Genomic DNA, 22,085 nt, shown 5'->3' with positions numbered 1-22,085 from the left:
TAACAGGAATGTAGACGAGGGTTATATATGAACAAAGTTTACAGCATTATTTGGAACGCGGCGCTCGGCATCTGGGTGGTCGTTTCTGAATTAACTAAAGGCAAGAAAAAAAGTAGTTCACGTAAAACTGTCGCCGTCCTCGCTGCTGGCGCATTAAGCGGAGCGTCGATGATGGCCTCGGCTGATCCGATTATTGATATCGGCGATCATAATATTTCTACTGACTACCAGCGAGGAATTTCCGCTGGCGTTTATGAGGGAATTCATAACTACGGCTTCTTATATGAAGATAATACCACTGGTCAGGCGCTCAATATCAGCGGCGCGATCCCGACGATTACCCCAGGCCAAAGCGGCGTTGTTGAGTCAACGACTATCCGGGAGCTGCTGCAAACCGGCAAAATCACGCTTAAGGCTACCAGCCCTGACCAGAGCGTAAAAACAATCTCTACGGAGGAAGAGCTGGCAGAATACCTGACTCATACCCAGTCAGCGAAGCCTTCGCAAAGTACGGACTTTGATATTTTTGATCCGGCGCTTCCTGGAGAGCCAGAAACCATTAAAGTTTTTGATACCAGCGCGTTAGCCGGGTTTATCACTGAGTCACAAATCGGCGATGCTGTTTTAAATACGTATGATGCGCAACAAACGCAAATCTATAAGCAATTTGGCATCGCGTTGGCGACCAATGGCGCCACGGCCAATCTGAATATTGGCAACGATACGCTTCATGTACGTGACAAAGCCAATACCATCGAATTACTGGCTAAAGATTCCTCGCTGCTGGAAGCGCAAGGCGCCAACAGCCAGGTGAACTGGCAATCCGATAACTACATCAAATTTAACGCCGCCCCCGTTATTCCGACCAAAACGTTTAACGGTTCCAGGACGACCTCCGTATTTGGCGGCGATGTAACGCTGATGACATATGGCTATAACGACGCTGGCGAGCTGATCGAAACGGGGGAAAAAACGTTCTCAATTACCACGGCTGCGGAACTGGCTGAGTTCAATAGCTGGTTGTTAGGCGAAAGCGATGATGCCGCGCAAAAACCGGATGGACAAAAAGTCAGTCAGATCCAGTTGTGGCTGGATGTTGAAGACAGTCAAATCACAACCGTCTCCGCCGCGCAAGCGAAGTATGCTGAGCTGATTGATGACTTACTGACTTCAGGTAAGTCATCTGATGTTATCTCCTGGGATTACGACGTCTGGACCGATGGCGAGTCGCATAGCAATAACACAACCGCCGAACGCGGTGAGCTGCACGCTATCTATGCCAACGGCGCGGGTACCGCCGGTACGTTGAATAAAGATGCGATGATCGCCGTAGACGGCAGTATTAATGGCGTGATGAAAGCCATTGACGGCGGGGTTATCACTAACCTGGGCGAACTGAACGCATTGCGTACCTCTACCGGCCAGAGCCTGGCAATTGGCATGCTGGCGAAAGATGCGACGGCAACCAACCACGGAACGATTAACGCCGGGCTGTTTATTGATAAGGACGGTAACCAAAACGTCAACAGCTACGGTGCATTTGGCATGCAGGGGCAAGGCGCCAGCGTAATTACCAACGAAGGCACAATCAACCAGGCGATTACTACCGATAACTTCGGTACCGCTTCTGCTGCCGATCCCTGGAGTAAAGACGATCCCGAGACTTCGTTGACGCTGGCCATTGGTATGCAGTTGTCCAACGACGCGCAAGGCACTAATAACGGCGATATCAATATTGTCAACGGACACAAAAACAATAACCCCTTTGGTAACGGCACCGCCTTTGGCGTAGAAGTCGCCGACAACGCCACATTTACCAACACCCAGAATGCCTCTATTTACCTTGGCCGCGATGCTAATAATTCCTCCCAGGATGCCATACTGCCAGGCGGTTCCAGCCCAAGCGCCGGTATCATGACCAAAAGCGCCAAAGAGGTGATTAACAACGGTCTCATCACCCTTGGCGTCGGCATACGTAACGCCGCCGGGATCCTGATCGGCAATGCAACAGGTAATGTGCTGAATACTGGCACTATCGCAATCAATGGCGATGGCCGTGGAGGCACCAGCAAGAACTACGGCATCACTGTGCGTGACAGTGGCGCAGAGAATGGTCAGATCATTAGAAATGACGGCAAAATTAACGTTAATGGCAACAATAACGTCGGGATCCACGTCAGCGCCAATAAGAAAAATGCCGAAGTCACCACCAGCGCTTCTGGTTCTATCGTAGTAGACGGTGACGGCGGCGTCGGTAACCGAAACTATGCTATTTGGGCAGAAGGCGGCGCCAACGGTCAGGCAACGGTCAATGTCTATTCTGATATCACCCTGAATCAGGCAGGTAACATCGGCGTACACGTGCGTGATAACGCCATCGCTAACGTCGATAGTCTGAGTAGCCCGGCGTTCAACAACACCGATCAGATTGGTTATTACCTGTATGGTAAAGGCGCGACCGCCAATATTGGGCAGGCGGTGATGAATGACAACGGCCAGGATCGCACCACTATTTTCCGTATCGCCAATGGCGCATTGTTGGCCGGTAATACGACTAACCCGAAAGATCAGTCCACTTCTGACCTGAATCTGACGCTCAGCGGCAACAATTCTGTTGGCGTGCTCGCCACCGGCGCAGGCAGTAGCGTAGATACCGGGGAAGCGACGTTTACCGTTAAGGGCACCAACTCCGCAGCGCTGATCATCGAAGGCGGCGCCAACGGTACCATCAGCGATAAAACCACCATCAATTTAACCGGTGAAAGCACCGTTGCCGGGGTGGTGGATGGTCAGGCGCATCAATTGAATGGCGACACGCAGGGGAATGCCACGAGCACCACCCTCACCTCAAACGCGAAGATTACCTCTGAAGCCAGCGGCAACAAGGTTATTGCCTATGTGGCGAGAAATCTGGGCAACCTGCTCCTCGATACCAAATCGATCATCGATCTGGCCAGCGTCGACAGCATCGGCGTTGATGTGCAACAAGGCGGGAACTTAACCAATAACTCCTCCAGCGCCCTGCATGTCAGCAACGGCATCGGCGTACGCGCCTCAGGCTCTAACGCGCAGATTAGTAAGCTGGGCAAAATTCAGGTTGATGATGGTACTGCTGGCGTTCTGCTGACCCAGGGGGCCAGTCTGCTGATCAACGGTAAAACTGGCGACAGCATTATCACTAATGGATCTGCTGACGGTATTCGTCTGGCCGAGGGTGCAGGCGCGCTGGCCGCGCAAAGCGTGATGATTCGCGCTGAGGGGACTGGTGCCGGTATTCAAAACGATGCCAACAACACCAATATCACACTGCGTGATGTCACTATCGATTCCAACGATGGTCCAGGGATCCGCACCAGCGTCGCGCTGACCATGAACGATGGCCTGAACAACATCCTCAACGTCAACGGGAAAGGTACCGGTTTCGCCTTTGAGCAGCGCAATGGCGACGCGGTGACGGGCGATCTGACCATCGGCAAAGGCTATACCGTTGAGGTGCGAAACAGCGAAGGCAGCGGTATCCGCGCCAACACGGATGGCCAGGTCACGACCAGTGCCGACATCAACGTACATAACAGCGCAGGCGGTTCTGCGATCATCGCGAAAAACGTCAGCGCATTAACCAACAGCGGGAAGATTATTTCTGCCAGCACGACCTCACCGGTGATTGACGCCAGCGGCGACAGCAAGAAAAAAATCACCAATACCGGTACCCTTCAGGCCATCAACGACACGGCGGTGGCTATTCAGTCTGGTAAAGGCAATGACACCATTGATATCAGCGGCGGTATCACCAGCGGCGTAATCAATACCGGCGAAGGCAGAGATACCTTCAACTGGCGCAGCGGTTCCTATGCGGGCGAAGTGAATTTCGCTGGCACTGGCGGCAACAATAAAGCCAACATCGGCAATGTAATACTGGATAAAACGCGCCACATCATTACCGCTGCGGGTACGGGCAATGCCCTCACCTTCACCAATACGAAAGATGCGAAGATTGGCACGCTTGCCAGCGACAACCTGAATACTGGCACCAACATTGGCACCGGCTGGGATTCCTTGACCATCAGCGGATCAAACGCGGATGTACGCATCGTTGAAAACCTGAGTCTGGCGAGCAAAACCCTTGCCGTAAACAATGGCGCAACGCTGCGCACCGGCGATCACATTGAGCCGACCAGTACTGCCGCCAGCATTGGCGATTACGATGTGACGACCCAGGGCGCAGGCAGCAGGGTTATCTTCGATACCCTGGGAGATGCGTCAGCGGCGCAGATCTATCGTGGCATCATCAGCGGCGACGGGAAATTTGAACGTGCGGCGGGCGGCACCACGGTGTTTACCGCCAACAACAGCTACACCGGCTCTACCACCATCGCGCAAACCGGTACGTTGCAGTTGGGTGACGGCGGCAATGAGGGCGAAGTCAGCGCCGTATCTGACATCATCGACAACGGCGTGCTGGCGATCAACCGCGCCAACAACGTCCTGCTCAACGGGGTGATCTCTGGCATCGGCGCGCTGCAACAAATCGGCGGCGGCATTACCCGTCTGAACGGCAATAACACCTATACCGGCGATACCACCGTCACCAACGGTACGCTGCTGGTGAATGGCGATCAAAGCGCGGCGCGCGGCGCAACGACCGTCAGCGGCACATCCACACTTGGCGGGAATGGCATTATCGGTGGCAATGTATTGATGAACGATGCCACCACCCTCAGCGCGGGTGATGGCGGTGCAGGTACGCTCACCATTAACGGTAACTTGCAGCTTGGCAGCAAAACGACCTCCGCTTTCGAACTGGGCAACGCTTATACGCCAGGCGGTGCGCTAAACGATCTGGTCAACGTCGCAGGCGATCTGCAGCTTGACGGAACTCTGGATGTTACCACTTCACAGGGTGGTAACTTCGGACCAGGCGTATATCGTATCTATAACTACGGCGGCACGCTGGATAACCAGACGCTGGAGCTGGGCGCAATACCGGACAGCCAGGATAAGAGTAATATTTTTGTCCAGACCTCTATCGACAAACAGGTCAACCTGGTGAATGCCAACGGCGTTACCCTGCAGTTCTGGGACGGCGCAACCGTCAATCAGAGCCATGGCGCATCGGGCATTGAAGGCAACAGCAAAATTGACGGCGGCGATGGCAAATGGATGGCGATCGGCAGCCAGGGAGACAACAACTGGACTACGGCAACCGGTGAAGGTAACGCCCCCTGGGCGCAGAAATCCTTTGCCGTCTTAACCACCAAAGGCGGAACCGTTACCGTGGATAACGCCGCGGGAGAAGTTAACTTCTCCGGGGCACAGTTTGACGCCGATGGCTATATCGTTAAAGGTGATGCGCTTAACGCGTATGCCACCACAGAAAACGCGACCCATGCAGGCCAGACGCCAGGCACCGGTGAACTGCTGCTGCGCGTTGGCGCCGGTGGCGCGGGTCAAAACTATACCGCGGCCATTGAGTCGGTGATCCGCGAAGCCAGCACGACTGACAAACTGACGCTGGTGAAAACCGACCTTGGTCGTCTGATCCTCAGCGGTGATAACGAGTATCGCGGCGGCACGCGCATTGATGGCGGTACGTTGCAGATTTCCTCTGACAGCAACCTCGGCCAAAGCGGAACCGATCTGGTTATTAACAACGGCTCCACCCTGCAGATGGGTGCGGACCTGACCAGCAATCGCACTATCGAGCTGGGAGCGAGTGATAACGCGGCGGTGTTTGACCTCAATTCGCGCCACTTCACGCCAGCCGGTGAGATTACCGGCGACGGTAAACTGAAAGTCACCAGCAGCTCAAGCGACGCGGGCAGCACCTTGTCGCTCGATCGCGCCAACAGCTACAAAGGCGATACCGAAATCGCCGGTACGGGTAATGCCAACAATGTCACGGTCAACGTCAGCAAAACCGGGGCCTTTGGTAGCAATGAAAGCAGCACCGTGAACGTCAATAAGGGGGCGACGCTCAATGTCAGCGGGACAGATACCAGTCTGAAATCCCTGACCATGAACATCGCCGACAGCCTGTTAACGCTGGCGGATAATGTCACCGCCGCAAGCGCCAAACTCAACCTGACTGGCGCTGCAAAAGCGCTGTTAACCGACAACGCCACCGCAGGCAACGCGACGGTTAACGTGGCAAAAGACAGTACGCTGGCTTTGGAAGAGAATGCCAGCGGCGGCAATGCCAGCGTGAATAACAGCGGACTGATGACCTTTGCCGACCTGGCGATGGCGGAAAATACCGTCGTTAAAAACCTGGTGGGCGGTAAGGTCGATATCAGCACGGTCGACAGCGCAACCTCTATCGGCTCGTTGTCCGGCGCGGGGAATGTCGAATTGGGCAATAAAGCATTGTCGCTGGGGAATCTGCAACTTGATGACACCATCAGCGGCATTATCAGCGGTAACGACGGTAGTCTGGTGAAAATCGGTGACGGCACCTTAACGCTGACAGGCGATAACACTTACACCGGCACCACGGACGTCAATGAGGGCGTGCTGCTGGTCAACGGCAACCAGTCTGCCGCGACCGGTCAGGTAACGGTTAAATCCGGCGCGACGCTCGGCGGGAACGGTATTATCGGCGGCGCGGTTGACGTGCTGGACGACGGTCATATTACAGCTGGCGCCGCCATCAACAGCGTGGGTAAACTGACCACCGGTTCACTGACGCTGAGTGATAACGCCCAACTGGATTATCAGTTTGGTCAGGCTTATACCCCAGGCGGTGCCTTCAACGACCTGATTGATGTGAATGGCGACCTGACGCTCGACGGTAAGCTCAATATCGAGACCTCTCCGGGCGGCAGCTTTGACGTGGGCGTTTACCGCGTCATCAACTACACCGGCACCTTGACCAACAATGTGATGGACATTGCCAACGCGCCGGAAGCCGCAGACAGCCTGTACGTGCAAACCTCGGTTAACAACCAGGTTAACCTGGTCAACCATGCCGGACTGACGCTGCGCTTCTGGGACGGTACCGGCGGTGAGAATGGCGAGCTGAAAAACAACGGCGTCATCAACGGCGGCGACGGTATCTGGCAATCCAGCCAGGGTAACGACAACTGGACCACGGATGAATCCACGCCAGAAGGCGCGCTGAATGCACCGTTTACCGATGCCGCCTTCGCGGTCTTCCAGGGTGAAGCGGGCAACGTCACCGTCGATAACAGCAAAGGCGACGTTATCATCAGCGGCGCACAGTTCGCCACCGATGGCTATCGCGTGGGTGGTGAGGCCATTACCACCGACACAGCGAACACGCTGATTCGCGTCGGCGATGGCACGGTAGACGGCGCAAACTACACCGCAACTATCGACAGCGTGATCCGCGGTACCGGCGGCCTGAATAAAGGCGATCTCGGGACGCTGATACTTACTGGCGACAACACCTACAGCGGTGGAACCACCATCACCTCAGGTACGTTGCAGGTGGCGGGTGATACCAACCTTGGCGCGCCAGAGACGGGGATTACCTTCAACGGCGGTACGCTGAAGTATGGCGAAGCATTTGATACCGCCCGTCAGGTGACGCTGGAATCCGGCGGCGGGACATTCGATACCAACGGACATAACGTTTCCCTGCTGACGGAAGTCGAAGGTAATGGTCATCTGACCAAAACCGGTAAAGGCTCCCTCACCCTAACGCTGGATAACACCTACACCGGGGGCACTACCATCGAACAAGGCGTTTTACAGTTGGGTAATGGCGGTAACATCGGCAGCATTCAGGGAGATATCGTTGATAACGGCGTACTCAAGGTTGATCGCGCGGATACCCTGGCGTTAACGAGCAATATCAGCGGTAAAGGCCAGTTGCACCAGACCGGCAGCGGTATTACGGAACTGCAAGGTGAAAACAGCTACAGCGGCGCAACGTTGATTGCCAACGGCGTACTGCAGGCGGGTAATACCAACACCCTGAGTAGCGCGTCACACCACTACGTTGTCGCTGACACCATGTTGAACACGCAGGGATACAACCAGACCGTCGCAGGCCTGAGCAACGGCGGTGATGTCTCGCTCATCGGCCAGCAGACTGGCACAACGTTAACCGTCAAAGGGGATTACGTCGGCGAAAAAGGGATCATCAACATGGCGGCCATTCAGAATGGTAGCGGTGCAGGTATTGCCGACCGTCTGATTATTGATGGCGGTAAAGCCAGCGGGAGTACGCTGCTGGACGTTGATGGTTCTGGCCTCGGCGCCCCGACCGTCGGGGATGGTATCGAGGTGGTCACGGCCCTCAATGGCGCTACCACCACCGCGCAAACGTCGCGCGACGCCTTCCACCTTGCCGCCGATCGTATGGCAGCAGGCGCGTTTGAGTACCAACTGCATGCGGGCAATGCTCAGGGTCAGGGGGAAAACTGGTATCTGAGAAGCGAATATCGTCCGGAAACCATGCTGTATTCAGGCCTTGCCAGCGTCGTGCGTCAGGGTGACATTAGTCTGCTGGGTAACATGCACCAACGTATGGGCGACGAGGTTAAACCGGGCATTGATGAAGATAATCGCGCCTGGGCGAGAATGCTTGGTTACTCCGGTAAAACCAAACTGGACGATGCGGCCGGGACGCAAACCAGCTCCCATACTATGGGTATCCAGGTCGGCGTCGATATGTATGCTAACGAAAGCTGGAAAGCCGGGATGTATACCAGCATCCTTGACATCGACAGCAATGTGAAAGGCACGAAGACGGGTAGCGACGGCAAAGGCGGAAACATCGATGACAATGCGTTTTACGTCGGCGGTTACGCCACCTGGTTCTCGGGCGACGGGATGTATGTTGATAACGTCCTGCAGTACGGTAACCATAAATCTCGCCTGGCGGCGACCGGGAATAACGGTTCTTATACCGTCAAAGGCAACACGCTGACGGCGTCAACGGAGGTGGGTAAATCGTTCCGTCTGGGTTCAAGCGCCTGGAGTCTGGAACCTCAGGCTCAGTTAATCTACCAATACAGCGATTTTGATAATGGTCGGCTTGATGGTGTGACCCAAACGAAAGTGAAAATGGATACCGCTGATTCCTTTACCGCCCGTCTGGGCGTACGTCTGGTTGCTGACTATGACACCAACCATGGCAAATTCCAGCCGTACGGCAGGGTAAACGTCTGGCAGGGTCTGGGTTCAAAAGACAAAACGCACTTTAGCAATGCGGTCGCCACCACCACGCTCGAATCCTCACAGCAGTACTCCAGCACCGAAGTTGCGGCCGGTCTGTCCTGGTCAATCGACAGAAACGTGCAGGTCTACGGTGAACTGGGTACGCAATTCTGCAACGGTGGCAGTAAGTCGCAAGTTGAAGCACCGATCAATGCTTCCATTGGCTTTAAGAAATCGTTCTAAGCAGTCATAAACTCACCAGCCCTCTGTTCTGCAGGGGGCTTTTTTTTGCCTTTCAGGGCTGCCAGATACGCTACGCTTATCAGTCCTACGAACTTAACGACAACGCAGAACAATCAAGGGCTTGGGAAACGTAAAAAGGTGGGATTAACGATTATACTGCGTCAGGAGTAACGGGATTTCTTCTGCTAACACCGGCGGAGAAATGAAAAAGCCCTGAATTTTGTCACAACCAATCTGCGTTAAACGGTCCAGTTGGGACTGGGTTTCCACCCCTTCAGCAAGAACTTCAATACCAAAATTGTGCGCCAGTGAAATAATGCCCTCAACAATCTTTGTCGATCGGGTATCGGGCTCAATGCCAGCAACAAATTCCTTATCAATTTTTAGGGTATCAAAAGGATACTTCAGCAGATAATTAAGATTTGCGTGACCGGTACCAAAATCATCAAGAGCGAGTTTAACCCCGATCTCCTTTAGCTCCAGCATATTGTTAACCGCTATCTGGCTGTCGCGCAGTGGTGACGTTTCCGTAACCTCAATTTGGCATCGATAAGGCGGTAGTCCACAGAGGGTGAGATTACGTCTGACGCGTTGCGGTAAGAGAGGGTCACAAAATTCAAGTGCGGAAATATTGATTGATAATACAAGAGGATCGGGCCAGGACGTCGCCACATCCCAGGGGGTATGGGTAACCATGTCTTCAATTGAAATGATATTGCCGCTGTCTTCCAATAACGTAATAAAAATATCGGGAGAGATCATCCCCATCTGAGGGCTGTTCCAACGCATTAATGCTTCAAATCCGCTAATTTGCTGAGTGTGCAAATTAAAAATGGGCTGATAAACCATATAAAACTGACTGGTATTCAATGCCTGTTCAAGCGCGGTGAGCACCTCGTTGGAATTAAACATTCCCTCTACCTCTACAAATCATAAAATTTAAAACCAGTCAGCATCGCTCCCGAATTATATCTACTATGATATGTTTTACATCAGAAAAGAATCACCAGACTAGGGTAAAAAAGACATCCGATGGGTGAATCTGACAATTAATTTATTTAAATCAGAAGTATTGTTCAGTCCCAACTTGGCGACGACGCGCATTTTATGAGCCTGAATGGTTTTATAGTTAAGGCTCACTAACTCAGAAATTTCTTTAGCGGTATAGCCACTTACCAGCAAACTCAGGATCTGCTGTTCCCTTTCGGTTAACCTTTTCTGCGAACGATACAGCCGGGGATTCCATTTCCCGACTGACAACGTCGCCAATTGACCGAAATCTCGCAGTGAAGATTTCTCAGTCAATACTATTGCTTTCTCAATATATAATAACTCCACGCATAATTTCGCCACCAAACTTTCAGCTACAATGACTACGACGTTATTATAGAACTTGAATCGATTTTTATTCAGAAACTGTACGACGTCTGAACACGGTTGTTCATTATTAATGATATTAAAAATCATGGTTTGATGCTGACATAATGATGACTGATGCAACATATCCTCAAACTGGAATGTTTGTACGGGTACATGTTTGCTGGTCAGGTAGGCGAACATACCGTTGCCCACAAAATTATCATTGCCACACATCAACATCCTGTTTACCGCTCCTTATAAGCTTCTGATCTTGTTACTCATTAAAAATTTGATAATAATTTTCTCGACTTCAGCCTCTTCACGACGATTTTTAAAATCGAACTCACACGAGATCTGATGACAGGAGTACAACTGATTATCCTCATCAAACTCATTGATCGTGACGACATCGATCACTTTTAAATCCAGCTGTAAACTGCCAAACGTATCAAACTCCAGTGAGGCATTTTTAATCACCGCATCTTTATAAACAAAGCGGGTATTTACATCTTTAACAATTAACGCACAGCCACCCTGAGAGATGTTTTTAATCCTGAAAGAGTAGTTTTCTCCGTTTTTGTAACGACCAAAACAGAAAAAGTCATAACCCTTCAGGAAGGAAAAACGCTGATTTTGTCGCTGCTGGGCAAAGAAAATCATATCCGGGATGAGGTAGGATAATCCTGCCTCCGCACCTGCGGGTGGGGTTTGTTCAAATCTGGCACTAAATTTTACAATCCCGCTTTCGCTGTGCAGGATAAAGTATTGGACCTTTTCAGGCACAATCTCTTCATGGCCGGAGATGACAAACCGTTCGAAATCGACCTTCTCTAGCTGTGTGATAACGCTACTGTTTTCGCATAAGACTTCCAGTTTCGTTTTCTTGTGCAGCTCTTCACGAAGGATAGCGATGATTTCAAACTTGTTGTCCTTTGCTAATCCAAAGCTCATTCTAAAACCCTTATTTCCATATTTAAGATATGTCCCGCTTTTGGTTACCCAAAAACGCGAGATCAGCATCCGCCCTGGTGCTTAATTACCATAGTGGATTCCATGTCAGACAGTTGGTTAAAAATTAAGTTTTTAACTATCTTTAGCCAATTATTGATACGTAAAATCATTTAATCAGGATAATTCTAGCTTAAGCCGCGCTTAAAACCACGCGAACTTATGGATTAACTATAACAAAAATGAATAATAATTTTATTTAAGATGCTGTTTTGAGATAACAAATAGCAAGAATTGCACAGAAAAAAACAAAGAAAAATGAAGGTGTTGGGATGGTTGGGCAATGCGCAGGTTGTCGCGCTTTTGTCGTCAGTGCGTATGATGCTTACATCTTCATATCATTAACTGCCAATACAGCCTGACGCGTGATTGTTATAAAGTGAATAATTACATTTTATATATTAAATAAATTTCCCTTAAGTCAGAAAAAAGCCAGCATCCTGCTGGCCCGGCAAATACCGAATAGAACTAGAGTGGCTTGCTACCTTACAGAGGGTACAACGTTAAAAATTCAATACCGCTGCTTAATTATTGATCGAGATGAGTCTGCGATGATCATCACTGCTCCCGCCAGCATTAGCGTGTCTTTCAATACCAGACGCCCGGCCCCGGACAAGTACGGAAAACCATGATGTAAATCGCCCAACGGCATTACCCATGCCTCTGGTGTGGTAATTAAAAAGGATAAGGTAACAATCGGCGTAGCAAATGCCAGTATGCCGCCAATTAATCCCAACCAACGGCTAACAGGATTTGCCAGCACCAATAAAGCGATAAGAACTTCGACTACGCCCAGACCATTGGAGAATGTATAGGTATTATTCGCCGCCTGCCATTCACGCTCCTGTGGCTTAAACTCACCTTCGTGGGTTAAATGCTGCTTATACTCTTCTGGATGTTCATAAAAAAATGACATTACCGGGCTATTAGCAACAAATGGCGTAATACTGTCAGCTTCGTAAGGTACAAATTTTAATAACCCAATCCAGATAAAAACAATTGCAATGCTCAGGCGAATTAAGGTCAATCCAATTTTATCGCCCTTACTGAGTAAACGCAGATACTTTTCCATGCAGGCTCTCCTCACTTGTATAAAATTGCCGTTGCGTGAGTGCTGCCATCAATGCGCATTGAGGTGATTTTCCAGGACGTTGCATTATTTTCCTGCGCCAGTTTCGCAATAGCATCCTCTATTTCGGAAGGCGCACCAGATATGGCAGACACGCTAACATGGACAACTTCGGTTTGCGCCAATGCGGAAAATGTCACCGGTGCAGTCAGTAACGCGGTCATTAGTAACGTAGTTTTAAACATGTTCATTCCTATTTCCATTAAACAGTGATTTCAGTGGCAATATAATAAAACATGCCAATTTATTTTATTTCATCCAGGACGCCAGAATAACTGTCAATGAGTATCCAGCCGTTAAAAAGACAAAAAAAGCCCCACACGGGTGGGGCAAACATGCAGACTACGCTTTTATTATTTAACGAGAGAAAAGAGATCGTTTAATGATTCACTCATACTCGGATGGGTAAATATTTGATCGCGTAAGGTTGTATAGGGTAATCCTGCATCCATAACCGTCTTGATGATATTAATCATCTCATGTGAATCCACACATAATAGCGAAACACCTAATATCTGTTTCGTTTCACTATCCACCACCGCTTTAAGTACGCCGCGTGTGTCATCCATCACTCGCGCACGCGGAATCGCCGCGACCGGCAGCGTGACTACCTGCACAGAAGCACCGCTGGCGCGAGCCTGTTCTTCGGTCATCCCCACGCGGGAAAGCGGCGGCGTCATAAAGACGGAATACGGTACATTTTGACGATCGCCGGTGTGACGTCTCCCCTCGCCTGACAGGTTGTCACGCACAATGCGGAAGTCATCCAGTGAGATGTACGTGAACTGCAACCCCCCGGTAACATCGCCCATTGCCCAAATATTATCTGCCGAGGTACGCAAATATTTATTCACAATAATGGCACCGCGGTCGTTTACATCCACACCCGCTTTCTGCAACTGCAGGTTTTCGGTCGCCGGTTTGCGGCCCGATGCCACCAGCAGCGCATCCACGGTCTGGACGCCTCCCGGCATTTTCACCTGTACCGCGCCGTCCCCGGACGAAACCGCCTGTACGTTGGCATTAAGGATAATCTCAACGCCTTTGTCGCGTAAAATCCTGGCGATAGCTTCGGCAATATCCCGATCTTCACGGGCTAAAAACAGCGGAGCGGCTTCATAAAGGGTAACTTTGCTGCCGAAGTTAGCAAACATTGATGCGAACTCCACACCAATGTAACCGCCACCCAAAATTCCCAGACGTTCAGGCCGTTGCGTCAAATTCAACAGCCCGGTGCTGTCAAACACCCCCGGTGTGGTGGTTAATCCTTCCACGTCTGGAACCGTTGACTGCGCGCCGGTATTAATAAAGATCTTCTCGCCGCTTAGCTCAATCGCGCCTGTTGACTGCACGACTCGCACAGTATGGTTATCGACAAACTCAGCACGACCGTCGATCACATCGACATTTTCCAGGTCGGCCAGATTATGGAAGTTTTTATCGCGCAGGAAACTGACAACGGCAGCCTTGCGCTGCATCGCCGCAGCAAAATCATGTTGAAGTTCAGCGTCATGTACCAGGGTTTTGGTTGGAATACAGCCGATGTTGATGCATGTCCCGCCATACATGGTGTTCGACTGTTCAACAATCGCCACCCGCCAGCCCGTTTTTGCCAGGGTAGCTGCCAGCGTTTTACCCGCTTTGCCAAATCCAATAATAATCGCCTGATACTGATTCATGCTCTCTCTCCGCCTGGTCACTGTTCATTTGTTGAACTGAAGTATAGGGGTAACCAGACAAGGGAAATGTATCCAGAACGCGCTTATTACTGCTAAATCGTCTAAATCACTTTTAACCTCTTTTCATGAAATACATAAGCATAATAAATTAACACCTTGAAGGTATTACTTTAATTTAAAATTGACGAGATAATTCCGCCAAACCAATAGTGATTAAAACTGCCCAGGAGTCTTCATGGATGCCCTTAGTCGATTACTCATGCTTAACGATCCGCAAGGCTCGATCGATCAAAACTGTTTGTTGAGCAGAAACTGGCAACTGCCGCATGCGGCGGGCGAGCTATCCGTTATCCGCTGGCATACAGTCACTCAGGGAGCAGCCCAACTTGACATGCCTGACGGGACATCTTTCACCCTGCGGCCTGGGACTCTTGTTATCCTGCCGCAGAACTCCGCCCATCGACTTTGCCAGTCAGGGGATGAACAAACGCATATCGTTTGCGGTAGCCTGCGACTGCACGCCACCTCACGCTATTTTTTAACCGCGCTACCGGAAGCACTGATTCTGGCGCCTGAAGAAAAGAGTCCCGTCAGCCATTGGCTCAAGGCCGTGATTGCGCTATTGCAACAGGAATCCATCAGTGGGCTGCCGGGTTCCAGCGCTGTATGCAGCCAACAATGCGCCACGCTGTTCGCCTTAGCCGTTCGTGAGTGGTTAACCAGAGCATCGCCCGCACAAAACGTGTTGAATTTACTGCTGCACCCCAAACTCGGATCTGTGGTGTTTTTGATGCTCGAATCACCGTCCTTTGCATGGAGCGTCGAAGAGCTGGCGAAGCGCGTACACATGTCGCGGGCCAGCTTTGCGCAATTATTCCGTGAAGTGTCAAACTCCACACCGATGGCAGTGTTAACCACTTTGCGCCTGCAATTCGCCGCTCAGATGTTGTCACGCGGATCGCAACCATTGATTGTGGTAGCTGAATCGGTGGGCTACGCCAGCGAGTCATCGTTTTATAAAGTCTTTCTACGCGAATTCGGCTGTACGCCGGGCGAGTACCGCAAACGCGTGAAAGCGCTGGAAGCATAGAGCTACGCCTGCTTCGGGGTACAAACCGAAGACAGGCGTATGATTGAGAAGGTTACTTTTGCTTGCGATGTCTGTGCAGCCACATCAGCTTATACGCAGCCGGAATGATGAATAGCGACAACAGCGGCGCGGTGATCATGCCGCCAATCATCGGCGCGGCTATGCGGCTCATCACTTCTGACCCGGCTCCCGTCCCCCACAAGATGGGCAACAGACCAGCGATAATCACCGCCACGGTCATCGCTTTCGGGCGCACGCGCAGTACAGCGCCGTGATATAACGCTTCATCCAGTTTATCCGCCGTAAAGGTTTGCGGGTTTTCCAGCGCAGGCTCTGCTTCAATGGCGTGACGCAGATACATCAGCATCACCACGCCAAACTCTGCGGCCACGCCGGCCAACGCAATAAACCCGGTTCCGGTCGCGACCGACATATGGAACCCCATCCAGTAGAGGAACCAGATGCCCCCTACCAGGGCAAAGGGGACGCTGGTGATAATCAACAGCGCTTCGCCAAAGCGACGGAAAGCCAGATAAAGCAGGACGAAGATAATCATCAGCGTCATCGGCACCATCAATTTGAGCTTATGGCTGGCGCGTTCAAGCAGTTCGAACTGCCCGGAGAACGCCACGCTGGTCCCCGGCTTTAACTGTACCTTTTCCGCGATCGCTTTTTGCAGATCGTTCACCACCGAAACCATGTCACGATCGCGGGCATCGATGTAAATCCAACTGGTGGGTCGCGCATCTTCTGTTTTTAACATTGACGGCCCAGAAACGACCGTGACATCCGCCACATCAGCCAGCGTGATTTGCTGTTTCATGGGGGTCAGAATGGGCAGATTACGCAGCGCTTGCGGGCTGTCGCGATAGCTCTGCGCATAGCGAAGGTTGATAGGATAACGCGCGATCCCTTCTACCGTTTCGCCCACCATCGCGCCCCCCACAGCGGAGGTCACAAACAGCTGTACATCGCCAACGGTCATGCCATAACGAGCCGCTTTCTCACGATTAATATCCACATTGAGATAGCGTCCCCCTACCAGACGCTCAGCTAACGCAGAGGCGACGCCTGGCACGGTTCTGGCTACCTCTTCAATTTGTTCCGCCGTCGCATCGATATCAGCCAGCACGTTACCTGACACTTTAATCCCGATAGGGCTTTTTATCCCGGTAGAGAGCATGTCGATACGGTTACGAATTGGTGGCACCCACAGATTCGCCAGCCCCGGCAAGCGCACGGTTTTATCCAGCTCGGCGATGATTTTGTCCATCGTCATACCCGGACGCCACTGATCCTGCGGCTTCAGTTGGATCGTCGTTTCAACCATTTCCAGCGGCGCGGAATCTGTTGCGGTTTCCGCTTTACCGGTTTTACCAAATACGCGCGCCACTTCAGGAACGGTCATGATCAGCTTATCGGTTTTTTGCAGCATGTCCGCCGCCTGCGCCGCCGAGATCCCCGGTAGTGTCGAAGGCATATACAGCAAATCGCCTTCATTAATCTGCGGCAGGAATTCACCACCGACTTTATTCAGCGGGTAGATAACCGTCAGTATTGACAGCACCGCTACCAGGAGAGTGGTTTTGGGCCAGTGCAGCACCTTCAGCAATAGCGGATGGTAAATACGGATCAGAAAGCGGTTAAGCGGGTTACTGCTTTCCGCCGGTATTTTTCCGCGGATCCAGAATCCCATCAGGATCGGAATAACCACAATAGCCAGAAATGCCGCGCCCGCCATGGCATAGGTTTTGGTGAACGCCAGCGGACCAAACAGCCGCCCTTCCTGCCCTTCAAGGGTGAAAATAGGGATAAACGACAACGTAATTATCAGCAGGCTGATGAACAATGCCGGGCCGACTTCCACCGAGGCGTCAGTAATGACCTTCCAGCGCGTGGCGTTATCCAGCGTTTCACCCGGATGTTGATGCCCCCACTCTTCCAGCCGCTTATGGGCATTCTCAATCATCACGATTGCCGCATCAACCATCGCCCCGACAGCAATGGCAATTCCCCCGAGCGACATAATATTGGCGTTCAGCCCCTGGAAATGCATCACGATAAACGCGATACACAGCCCCAACGGCAGGGAAATAATCGCCACCAATGCCGAACGCAGATGCCACAGGAACAGCGCGCACACCAGCGCAACGACGATAAACTCCTCCAGTAGCTTATAGCTCAGGTTATCAATGGCGCGATCGATAAGCTGACTGCGATCGTATGTTGTAACTACCTCAACGCCTTCCGGCAGGCTGCTTTTCAGGGTGTCGAGTTTGGCTTTAACGGCGGAGATCACCTCACGCGCATTTTTACCGGAGCGCAGGATAACCACCCCGCCCGCCACTTCGCCTTCGCCGTTCAGCTCGGCGATCCCGCGGCGCATTTCCGGTCCAATCTGAACGCGTGCCACATCGCGCAGATAAACCGGTACACCGTCGGCCCCGGTTTTCAGGACGATATTATTGAAATCATCAAGCGTTTGCAGATAGCCACTGGCACGCACCATATATTCGGCTTCAGCCATCTCCACCGACGAGCCGCCCGCTTCCTGATTTGACGTATCCAGCGCAGATTTCACCTCCGCCAGGCTGATGCCATATTGCGTCAGCTTCATCGGGTCGATAACCACCTGGTACTGTTTAACCACGCCGCCCACCGAGGCCACTTCCGCCACGTTAGGAATCGTTTTTAACTCATATTTTAAAAACCAGTCCTGAAGAGAACGTAATTCCGCGAGGTCATGTTTTCCGCTGCGATCCACCAGCGCATATTCAAAGATCCAGCCGACGCCCGTGGCGTCCGGTCCCATTTCGGCACTAACGCCCGCCGGCAATTTTCCCTGCACCTGGTTGAGATATTCCAGTACGCGCGAGCGTGCCCAGTAAGGATCGGTGCCATCCTCGAAAATGACGTACACATAGGAATCGCCAAACTGCGAGAAGCCGCGCACCGTCTTCGCGCCCGGTACCGACAGCATGGTGGTGGTCAGGGGGTAAGTGACCTGATTCTCGACGATTTGCGGCGCCTGTCCGGGGTAGCTGGTTTTGACAATCACCTGGACATCAGAGAGATCGGGCAGCGCATCAACCGGGGTGTTAATGATGGTCCAGGTTCCCCAGATGCTGAGAAACAGCGCCCCCATCATCACCAGGAAGCGGTTTGCCACTGAACGGCGGATAATCCATTCAATCATTTATCATGTCCTCAATGTGAATGGGTCGCCTGGGCTGACATCGCGCCTGCGTCTTGCGCACCACTGTGCTGGGCGCGCATACGGTCAAGGGCGCCAGAAATATTCGCCTCGGAGTCAATCAGGAACAGGCCGCTGGACACCACTTTTTCACCTTCGGCCAGGCCTGAGCGAATAGCCGTCAGCCCCTGAGATTCATGGAATACAGCAACCTGCTTCGGCACAAATCGACCTTCATGATCAACGGTAATCACCCGCTGTTCGGTACCCGTATCAATTAACGCTTTAGACGGGATCAGCAGCATCGGCTCGCTTTGCGTTTTCAATTGCAGGTAAGCATTCATTCCAGGCTTGAGCGCTTCGTCGGGGTTATCAACCTGCAAACGCAGCTGGAGGGTACGCGTGGTAGCATCAACGCTTGGCAAAATACTCCACTTACTGATGGTGAATGGTTTATCCGGCCAGGCAGGAACAGTGATGCGAAATTGCGAGGCATCTTTAATCAGCCAGGCAATAGATTCCGGGACCGACGCGCTGACCCATACCGGATCCATTCCCTGAATTTTCGCGACCACATTGTCTTTAGAAATATTCATGCCGGTACGCAAATCGAATGCGGTGATCACCCCATCAATGGGGGCTTTCAGGGTAAAGCGGGTCTGAATTTTACGCGTCGACTTTAAACGCTGGATATCCGCTTCCGGCATGCCGGCAAGGCGTAATCGCTCCAGAATCCCTTCCACCTGCGTCGCGCTGCCGCCGGTCTCGCGCAACAGCAAATATTCGCTCTGCGCCTCAACCCAGTCAGGAATCGTCAGGTCAATGAGCGGAGAACCCTTCTTAATTTTGTCACCCACAGTGAGCGGGTAAACCTTCTCGATAAAGCCAGCGGAGCGGGCCTGGACAATAACAAACTGGTATTCGTTATAGCTCACGTTAGCCGGGAAAGTTTGCGCATAGTGCAGTGGTCCCCGACGCACGGGTTCCGTTTTTAGCCCCAGATTCTGGGTCTGAGTGGGATCGATGCGCACGCCAGGTGCTGACGCGCTTGCGGTCTCTTCATCGGCATATTTCGGGATTAAATCCATATCCATGAACGGCGATTTGCCCGGCTTGTCAAAACGCGTATTCGGATACATTGGGTCATACCAGAACAGAACTTTTCTGGCTTCTTTTGGCGAAGCCTGTCCGGTTTCGGTCGATACTTTTGCGGATGAATAATAAGTATAAACACCGACAGAAATAATCCCACCTGCAATCATGCCAGCGAGAATAAGCGCGGTATTTTTAATATTTAAAGACGCCATAATGATTTCCATTGCGCGATAATCTCACCCGTGCTCGCAAGAACCCGGGCAAGAATTAAAGAGACCAGCGAGAACGTTATTTACTGATGTGAATATCGCGTAACACAGAGAGATTTCCCTGCTGAACAAACGTAAACGCGACCTTATCGCCCGGTTTAATATCGTCAGCCCTGGTGTCGGCCACCAGCGTAAAACGCATCGTCATCGCCGGCCAGTTCACCGCCGGAATAGGATCATGTTTAATCGTGACTTTTTTACTGTCCATATCAACAGCTTCAATCACTCCAGTCGCGCTAATGCGTTGTTCCTGTTGAGCCGCCGTCTGCATATTCATCATCTCGCCATGTTGATGCTCATTGGCCTGAGCGTTAAATATGACCACAGAGAAAAGGCTTAACAGCACGGCTTTGGCGGTAGTATTCATAGTTGGTGCTCCTGAAAAGTTAATATTAAGGTTTACTCCACCCAACCGCCGCCTAAGGCAGCAAACAGCTTAATTTCATTAACCTGCTGGGCGTAATTAAGATCGAGCAGCGATTGCTGCGTGGCAAATAAAGAACGTTCGGCGTCCAGAACTTCGATATAGCTAACCGCGCCATTCTGATACAGCGCTCTGGCACGTTGTAGGGTGATTTGCAATGACGTCAGATAGCGCTGCTGGCCGCTAATTTGATCGGCAATGCTTTGGCGCAACGCCAGCGCATCGGCCACCTCTTTAAATGCGCCCTGAATTTTTTGTTCGTAATTCACCACCGACTGCTGTTGGCGAATTTCAGCCAGATCAAGATTGGACTGATTACGTCCGGCGTTAAAAATTGGAATATCTATTTTGGGGACAAAATTCCACATGCCGCTGGCAGCATTAAACAAGCTGGAGAGATCGCTGCTGCTACTGGACACGGAGCTGGTCAGAGTAATCGACGGGAAAAATGCCGCCCGCGCGGCGCCGATATTGGCATTCGCCGCCATTAATCCGTGCTCAGCTTCCATAATATCCGGACGCTGTAACAGTATTTGCGACGAGAGTGATGGCGGCAGCGTAACCGGTTTAATGTCTCCGCGACTGCGCGCCCTATCGTCGGGTAATTTTCCGTAGGTACCCAGCAACAGTTGCAGCGCGTTGTTGGCCTGCGCCAGTTCACCTTTACGCTTCGCGATTTCGCTGCGCGTACTTTCAATCACGCCCCGCGCCTGTTCCAGCGCCAGTACATTAGTGCTACCGGTGACCAGTTGTTTTTCAACAAAGGCGTAGGAACGTTGATAGTTTTGCAGCGTTTCTTCGGCAATTTGCAGTTGTGCATAAGCCAGACGCTGATTGAAATAACTTTGCGACACGTTAGAGATTAATGAGATATGTACCGCCCGACGCGCCTCTTCGCTGGCAAAGAAATTCTGTCGATCGGCTTCACTCATATTTTTCAGCCGCCCAAAAAAATCCAAATCGAAACTGAGATTCAGTCCGGCCTCGAATTGGCGATCGGTGCTGCTGTCGCCTTTTAATTTACCGCTGTAGGTACCGCTGGATCCTGCCGTAATTTGCGGATAGCGGTCAGCGTCCGTGACGCCATATTGCGCTCGCGCCTCCTGAACCTTCAGCACAGCCATACGCAAATCGCGGTTATTGGCCAGCGCCTCACCAATCAGCACCTTAACCTGGTCGTCAACGAAGAAGGTCCGCCAACCGGTGTCCTGATAATTCCCAGAGGCTGACACCAGCGCATTCTGGCTTAAGGAGAATTGCTGTGGCACCGGCAAAGCCGGGCGCTGATAGTCCGGCGCTAATGAACAACCGGCGAGAACGAATATAGCGCTGAGGGTAAGAAGCTTAAATTTGCTCATAGTTCTTCACGTCCTGACCGGACTGATGACCCTAAAATAGGTAGGAATTTATAGGGTTGTACTTTAACGAAGTGACTCTGTTTAACCGGTGACAGGAAAATGACAAAACTGTCAT

At 51.7% G+C, this 22,085-nt stretch carries 12 protein-coding genes; 2 read left to right on the top strand and 10 right to left on the bottom strand.

All coding sequences use genetic code 11. From position 1 onward, the window contains the following. Positions 1-27 precede the first annotated feature (27 nt). On the top strand, positions 28-9,366 hold the full coding sequence (locus FOB24_RS08350; protein WP_150344769.1) for an autotransporter outer membrane beta-barrel domain-containing protein: 9,339 nt from the start codon (positions 28-30) through the stop codon (positions 9,364-9,366). A 144-nt stretch (positions 9,367-9,510) separates the two neighbouring features. Here FOB24_RS08350 and FOB24_RS08345 read toward each other — a convergent pair whose 3' ends face one another. The 6 genes from FOB24_RS08345 to rclA all read right to left on the bottom strand — a co-directional run bounded on the left by FOB24_RS08345 (position 9,511) and on the right by rclA (position 14,541). Then, positions 9,511-10,278, bottom strand: coding sequence for a putative bifunctional diguanylate cyclase/phosphodiesterase (locus FOB24_RS08345; protein WP_061381619.1), 768 nt, complete (start codon positions 10,276-10,278; stop codon positions 9,511-9,513). Positions 10,279-10,377: 99 nt separating this feature from the next. Next, complete coding sequence (locus tag FOB24_RS08340) at positions 10,378-10,959, bottom strand: helix-turn-helix domain-containing protein (RefSeq protein ID WP_170973672.1); 582 nt, start codon at positions 10,957-10,959, stop codon at positions 10,378-10,380. A gap of 21 nt (positions 10,960-10,980) precedes the next feature. After that, entirely contained in the window at positions 10,981-11,676 is a 696-nt protein-coding gene (locus FOB24_RS08335; RefSeq protein WP_085047572.1) for a flagellar brake protein, read from the bottom strand. 568 nt (positions 11,677-12,244) lie between these two features. Beyond that, the gene (gene rclC, locus FOB24_RS08330) at positions 12,245-12,805 is read right to left on the bottom strand and encodes a reactive chlorine resistance membrane protein RclC (protein WP_038638553.1); all 561 of its coding nucleotides are present in this window, start codon (positions 12,803-12,805) and stop codon (positions 12,245-12,247) included. Positions 12,806-12,816: 11 nt separating this feature from the next. Continuing rightward, positions 12,817-13,047 (bottom strand): reactive chlorine resistance periplasmic protein RclB, encoded by a 231-nt coding sequence (gene rclB / locus FOB24_RS08325; protein ID WP_038643060.1) that lies wholly within the window; start codon positions 13,045-13,047, stop codon positions 12,817-12,819. A gap of 168 nt (positions 13,048-13,215) precedes the next feature. Beyond that, entirely contained in the window at positions 13,216-14,541 is a 1,326-nt protein-coding gene (gene rclA / locus FOB24_RS08320) for a reactive chlorine resistance oxidoreductase RclA (protein ID WP_121528727.1), read from the bottom strand. Positions 14,542-14,776: 235 nt separating this feature from the next. Here rclA and rclR point away from each other — a divergent pair, with 235 nt between their 5' ends. After that, positions 14,777-15,631 (top strand): reactive chlorine-specific transcriptional regulator RclR, encoded by an 855-nt coding sequence (gene rclR, locus FOB24_RS08315; protein ID WP_038638546.1) that lies wholly within the window; start codon positions 14,777-14,779, stop codon positions 15,629-15,631. Positions 15,632-15,683: 52 nt separating this feature from the next. Here the strand turns inward: rclR and FOB24_RS08310 are convergent, their stop codons facing one another. The 4 genes from FOB24_RS08310 to FOB24_RS08295 all read right to left on the bottom strand — a co-directional run bounded on the left by FOB24_RS08310 (position 15,684) and on the right by FOB24_RS08295 (position 21,970). Next, a complete protein-coding gene (locus FOB24_RS08310) occupies positions 15,684-18,827 on the bottom strand; it encodes a CusA/CzcA family heavy metal efflux RND transporter (protein ID WP_110498597.1) in 3,144 nt (1,047 codons plus the stop codon). A gap of 11 nt (positions 18,828-18,838) precedes the next feature. Next, positions 18,839-20,131, bottom strand: coding sequence for an efflux RND transporter periplasmic adaptor subunit (locus FOB24_RS08305; RefSeq protein WP_150344768.1), 1,293 nt, complete (start codon positions 20,129-20,131; stop codon positions 18,839-18,841). A 76-nt stretch (positions 20,132-20,207) separates the two neighbouring features. Next, positions 20,208-20,555, bottom strand: a complete 348-nt coding sequence (gene cusF, locus FOB24_RS08300) for a cation efflux system protein CusF (RefSeq protein WP_150344767.1) — start codon at positions 20,553-20,555, stop codon at positions 20,208-20,210. A gap of 32 nt (positions 20,556-20,587) precedes the next feature. Continuing rightward, entirely contained in the window at positions 20,588-21,970 is a 1,383-nt protein-coding gene (locus FOB24_RS08295; RefSeq protein WP_150344766.1) for an efflux transporter outer membrane subunit, read from the bottom strand. Positions 21,971-22,085: the final 115 nt, after the last annotated feature.

Origin of the sequence: Citrobacter werkmanii, from assembly GCF_008693645.1 — a bacterium.
In the GTDB taxonomy this organism is placed as follows: Bacteria; Pseudomonadota; Gammaproteobacteria; order Enterobacterales; family Enterobacteriaceae; genus Citrobacter; species Citrobacter werkmanii.
Note: the sequence above shows the minus strand (reverse complement) of the source record. Positions and strands in the feature narration are given on the sequence as shown.

Bases quoted from the DNA above. Each gene is read 5' to 3' on its own strand.
- FOB24_RS08350 (WP_150344769.1), top strand. From the start codon at position 28: ATGAACAAAGTTTACAGCATTATTTGGAACGCGGCGCTCGGCATCTGG.
- FOB24_RS08345 (WP_061381619.1), bottom strand. From the start codon at position 10,278: ATGTTTAATTCCAACGAGGTGCTCACCGCGCTTGAACAGGCATTGAAT.
- FOB24_RS08340 (WP_170973672.1), bottom strand. From the start codon at position 10,959: ATGTGTGGCAATGATAATTTTGTGGGCAACGGTATGTTCGCCTACCTG.
- FOB24_RS08335 (WP_085047572.1), bottom strand. From the start codon at position 11,676: ATGAGCTTTGGATTAGCAAAGGACAACAAGTTTGAAATCATCGCTATC.
- rclC (WP_038638553.1), bottom strand. From the start codon at position 12,805: ATGGAAAAGTATCTGCGTTTACTCAGTAAGGGCGATAAAATTGGATTG.
- rclB (WP_038643060.1), bottom strand. From the start codon at position 13,047: ATGTTTAAAACTACGTTACTAATGACCGCGTTACTGACTGCACCGGTG.
- rclA (WP_121528727.1), bottom strand. From the start codon at position 14,541: ATGAATCAGTATCAGGCGATTATTATTGGATTTGGCAAAGCGGGTAAA.
- rclR (WP_038638546.1), top strand. From the start codon at position 14,777: ATGGATGCCCTTAGTCGATTACTCATGCTTAACGATCCGCAAGGCTCG.
- FOB24_RS08310 (WP_110498597.1), bottom strand. From the start codon at position 18,827: ATGATTGAATGGATTATCCGCCGTTCAGTGGCAAACCGCTTCCTGGTG.
- FOB24_RS08305 (WP_150344768.1), bottom strand. From the start codon at position 20,131: ATGGCGTCTTTAAATATTAAAAATACCGCGCTTATTCTCGCTGGCATG.
- cusF (WP_150344767.1), bottom strand. From the start codon at position 20,555: ATGAATACTACCGCCAAAGCCGTGCTGTTAAGCCTTTTCTCTGTGGTC.
- FOB24_RS08295 (WP_150344766.1), bottom strand. From the start codon at position 21,970: ATGAGCAAATTTAAGCTTCTTACCCTCAGCGCTATATTCGTTCTCGCC.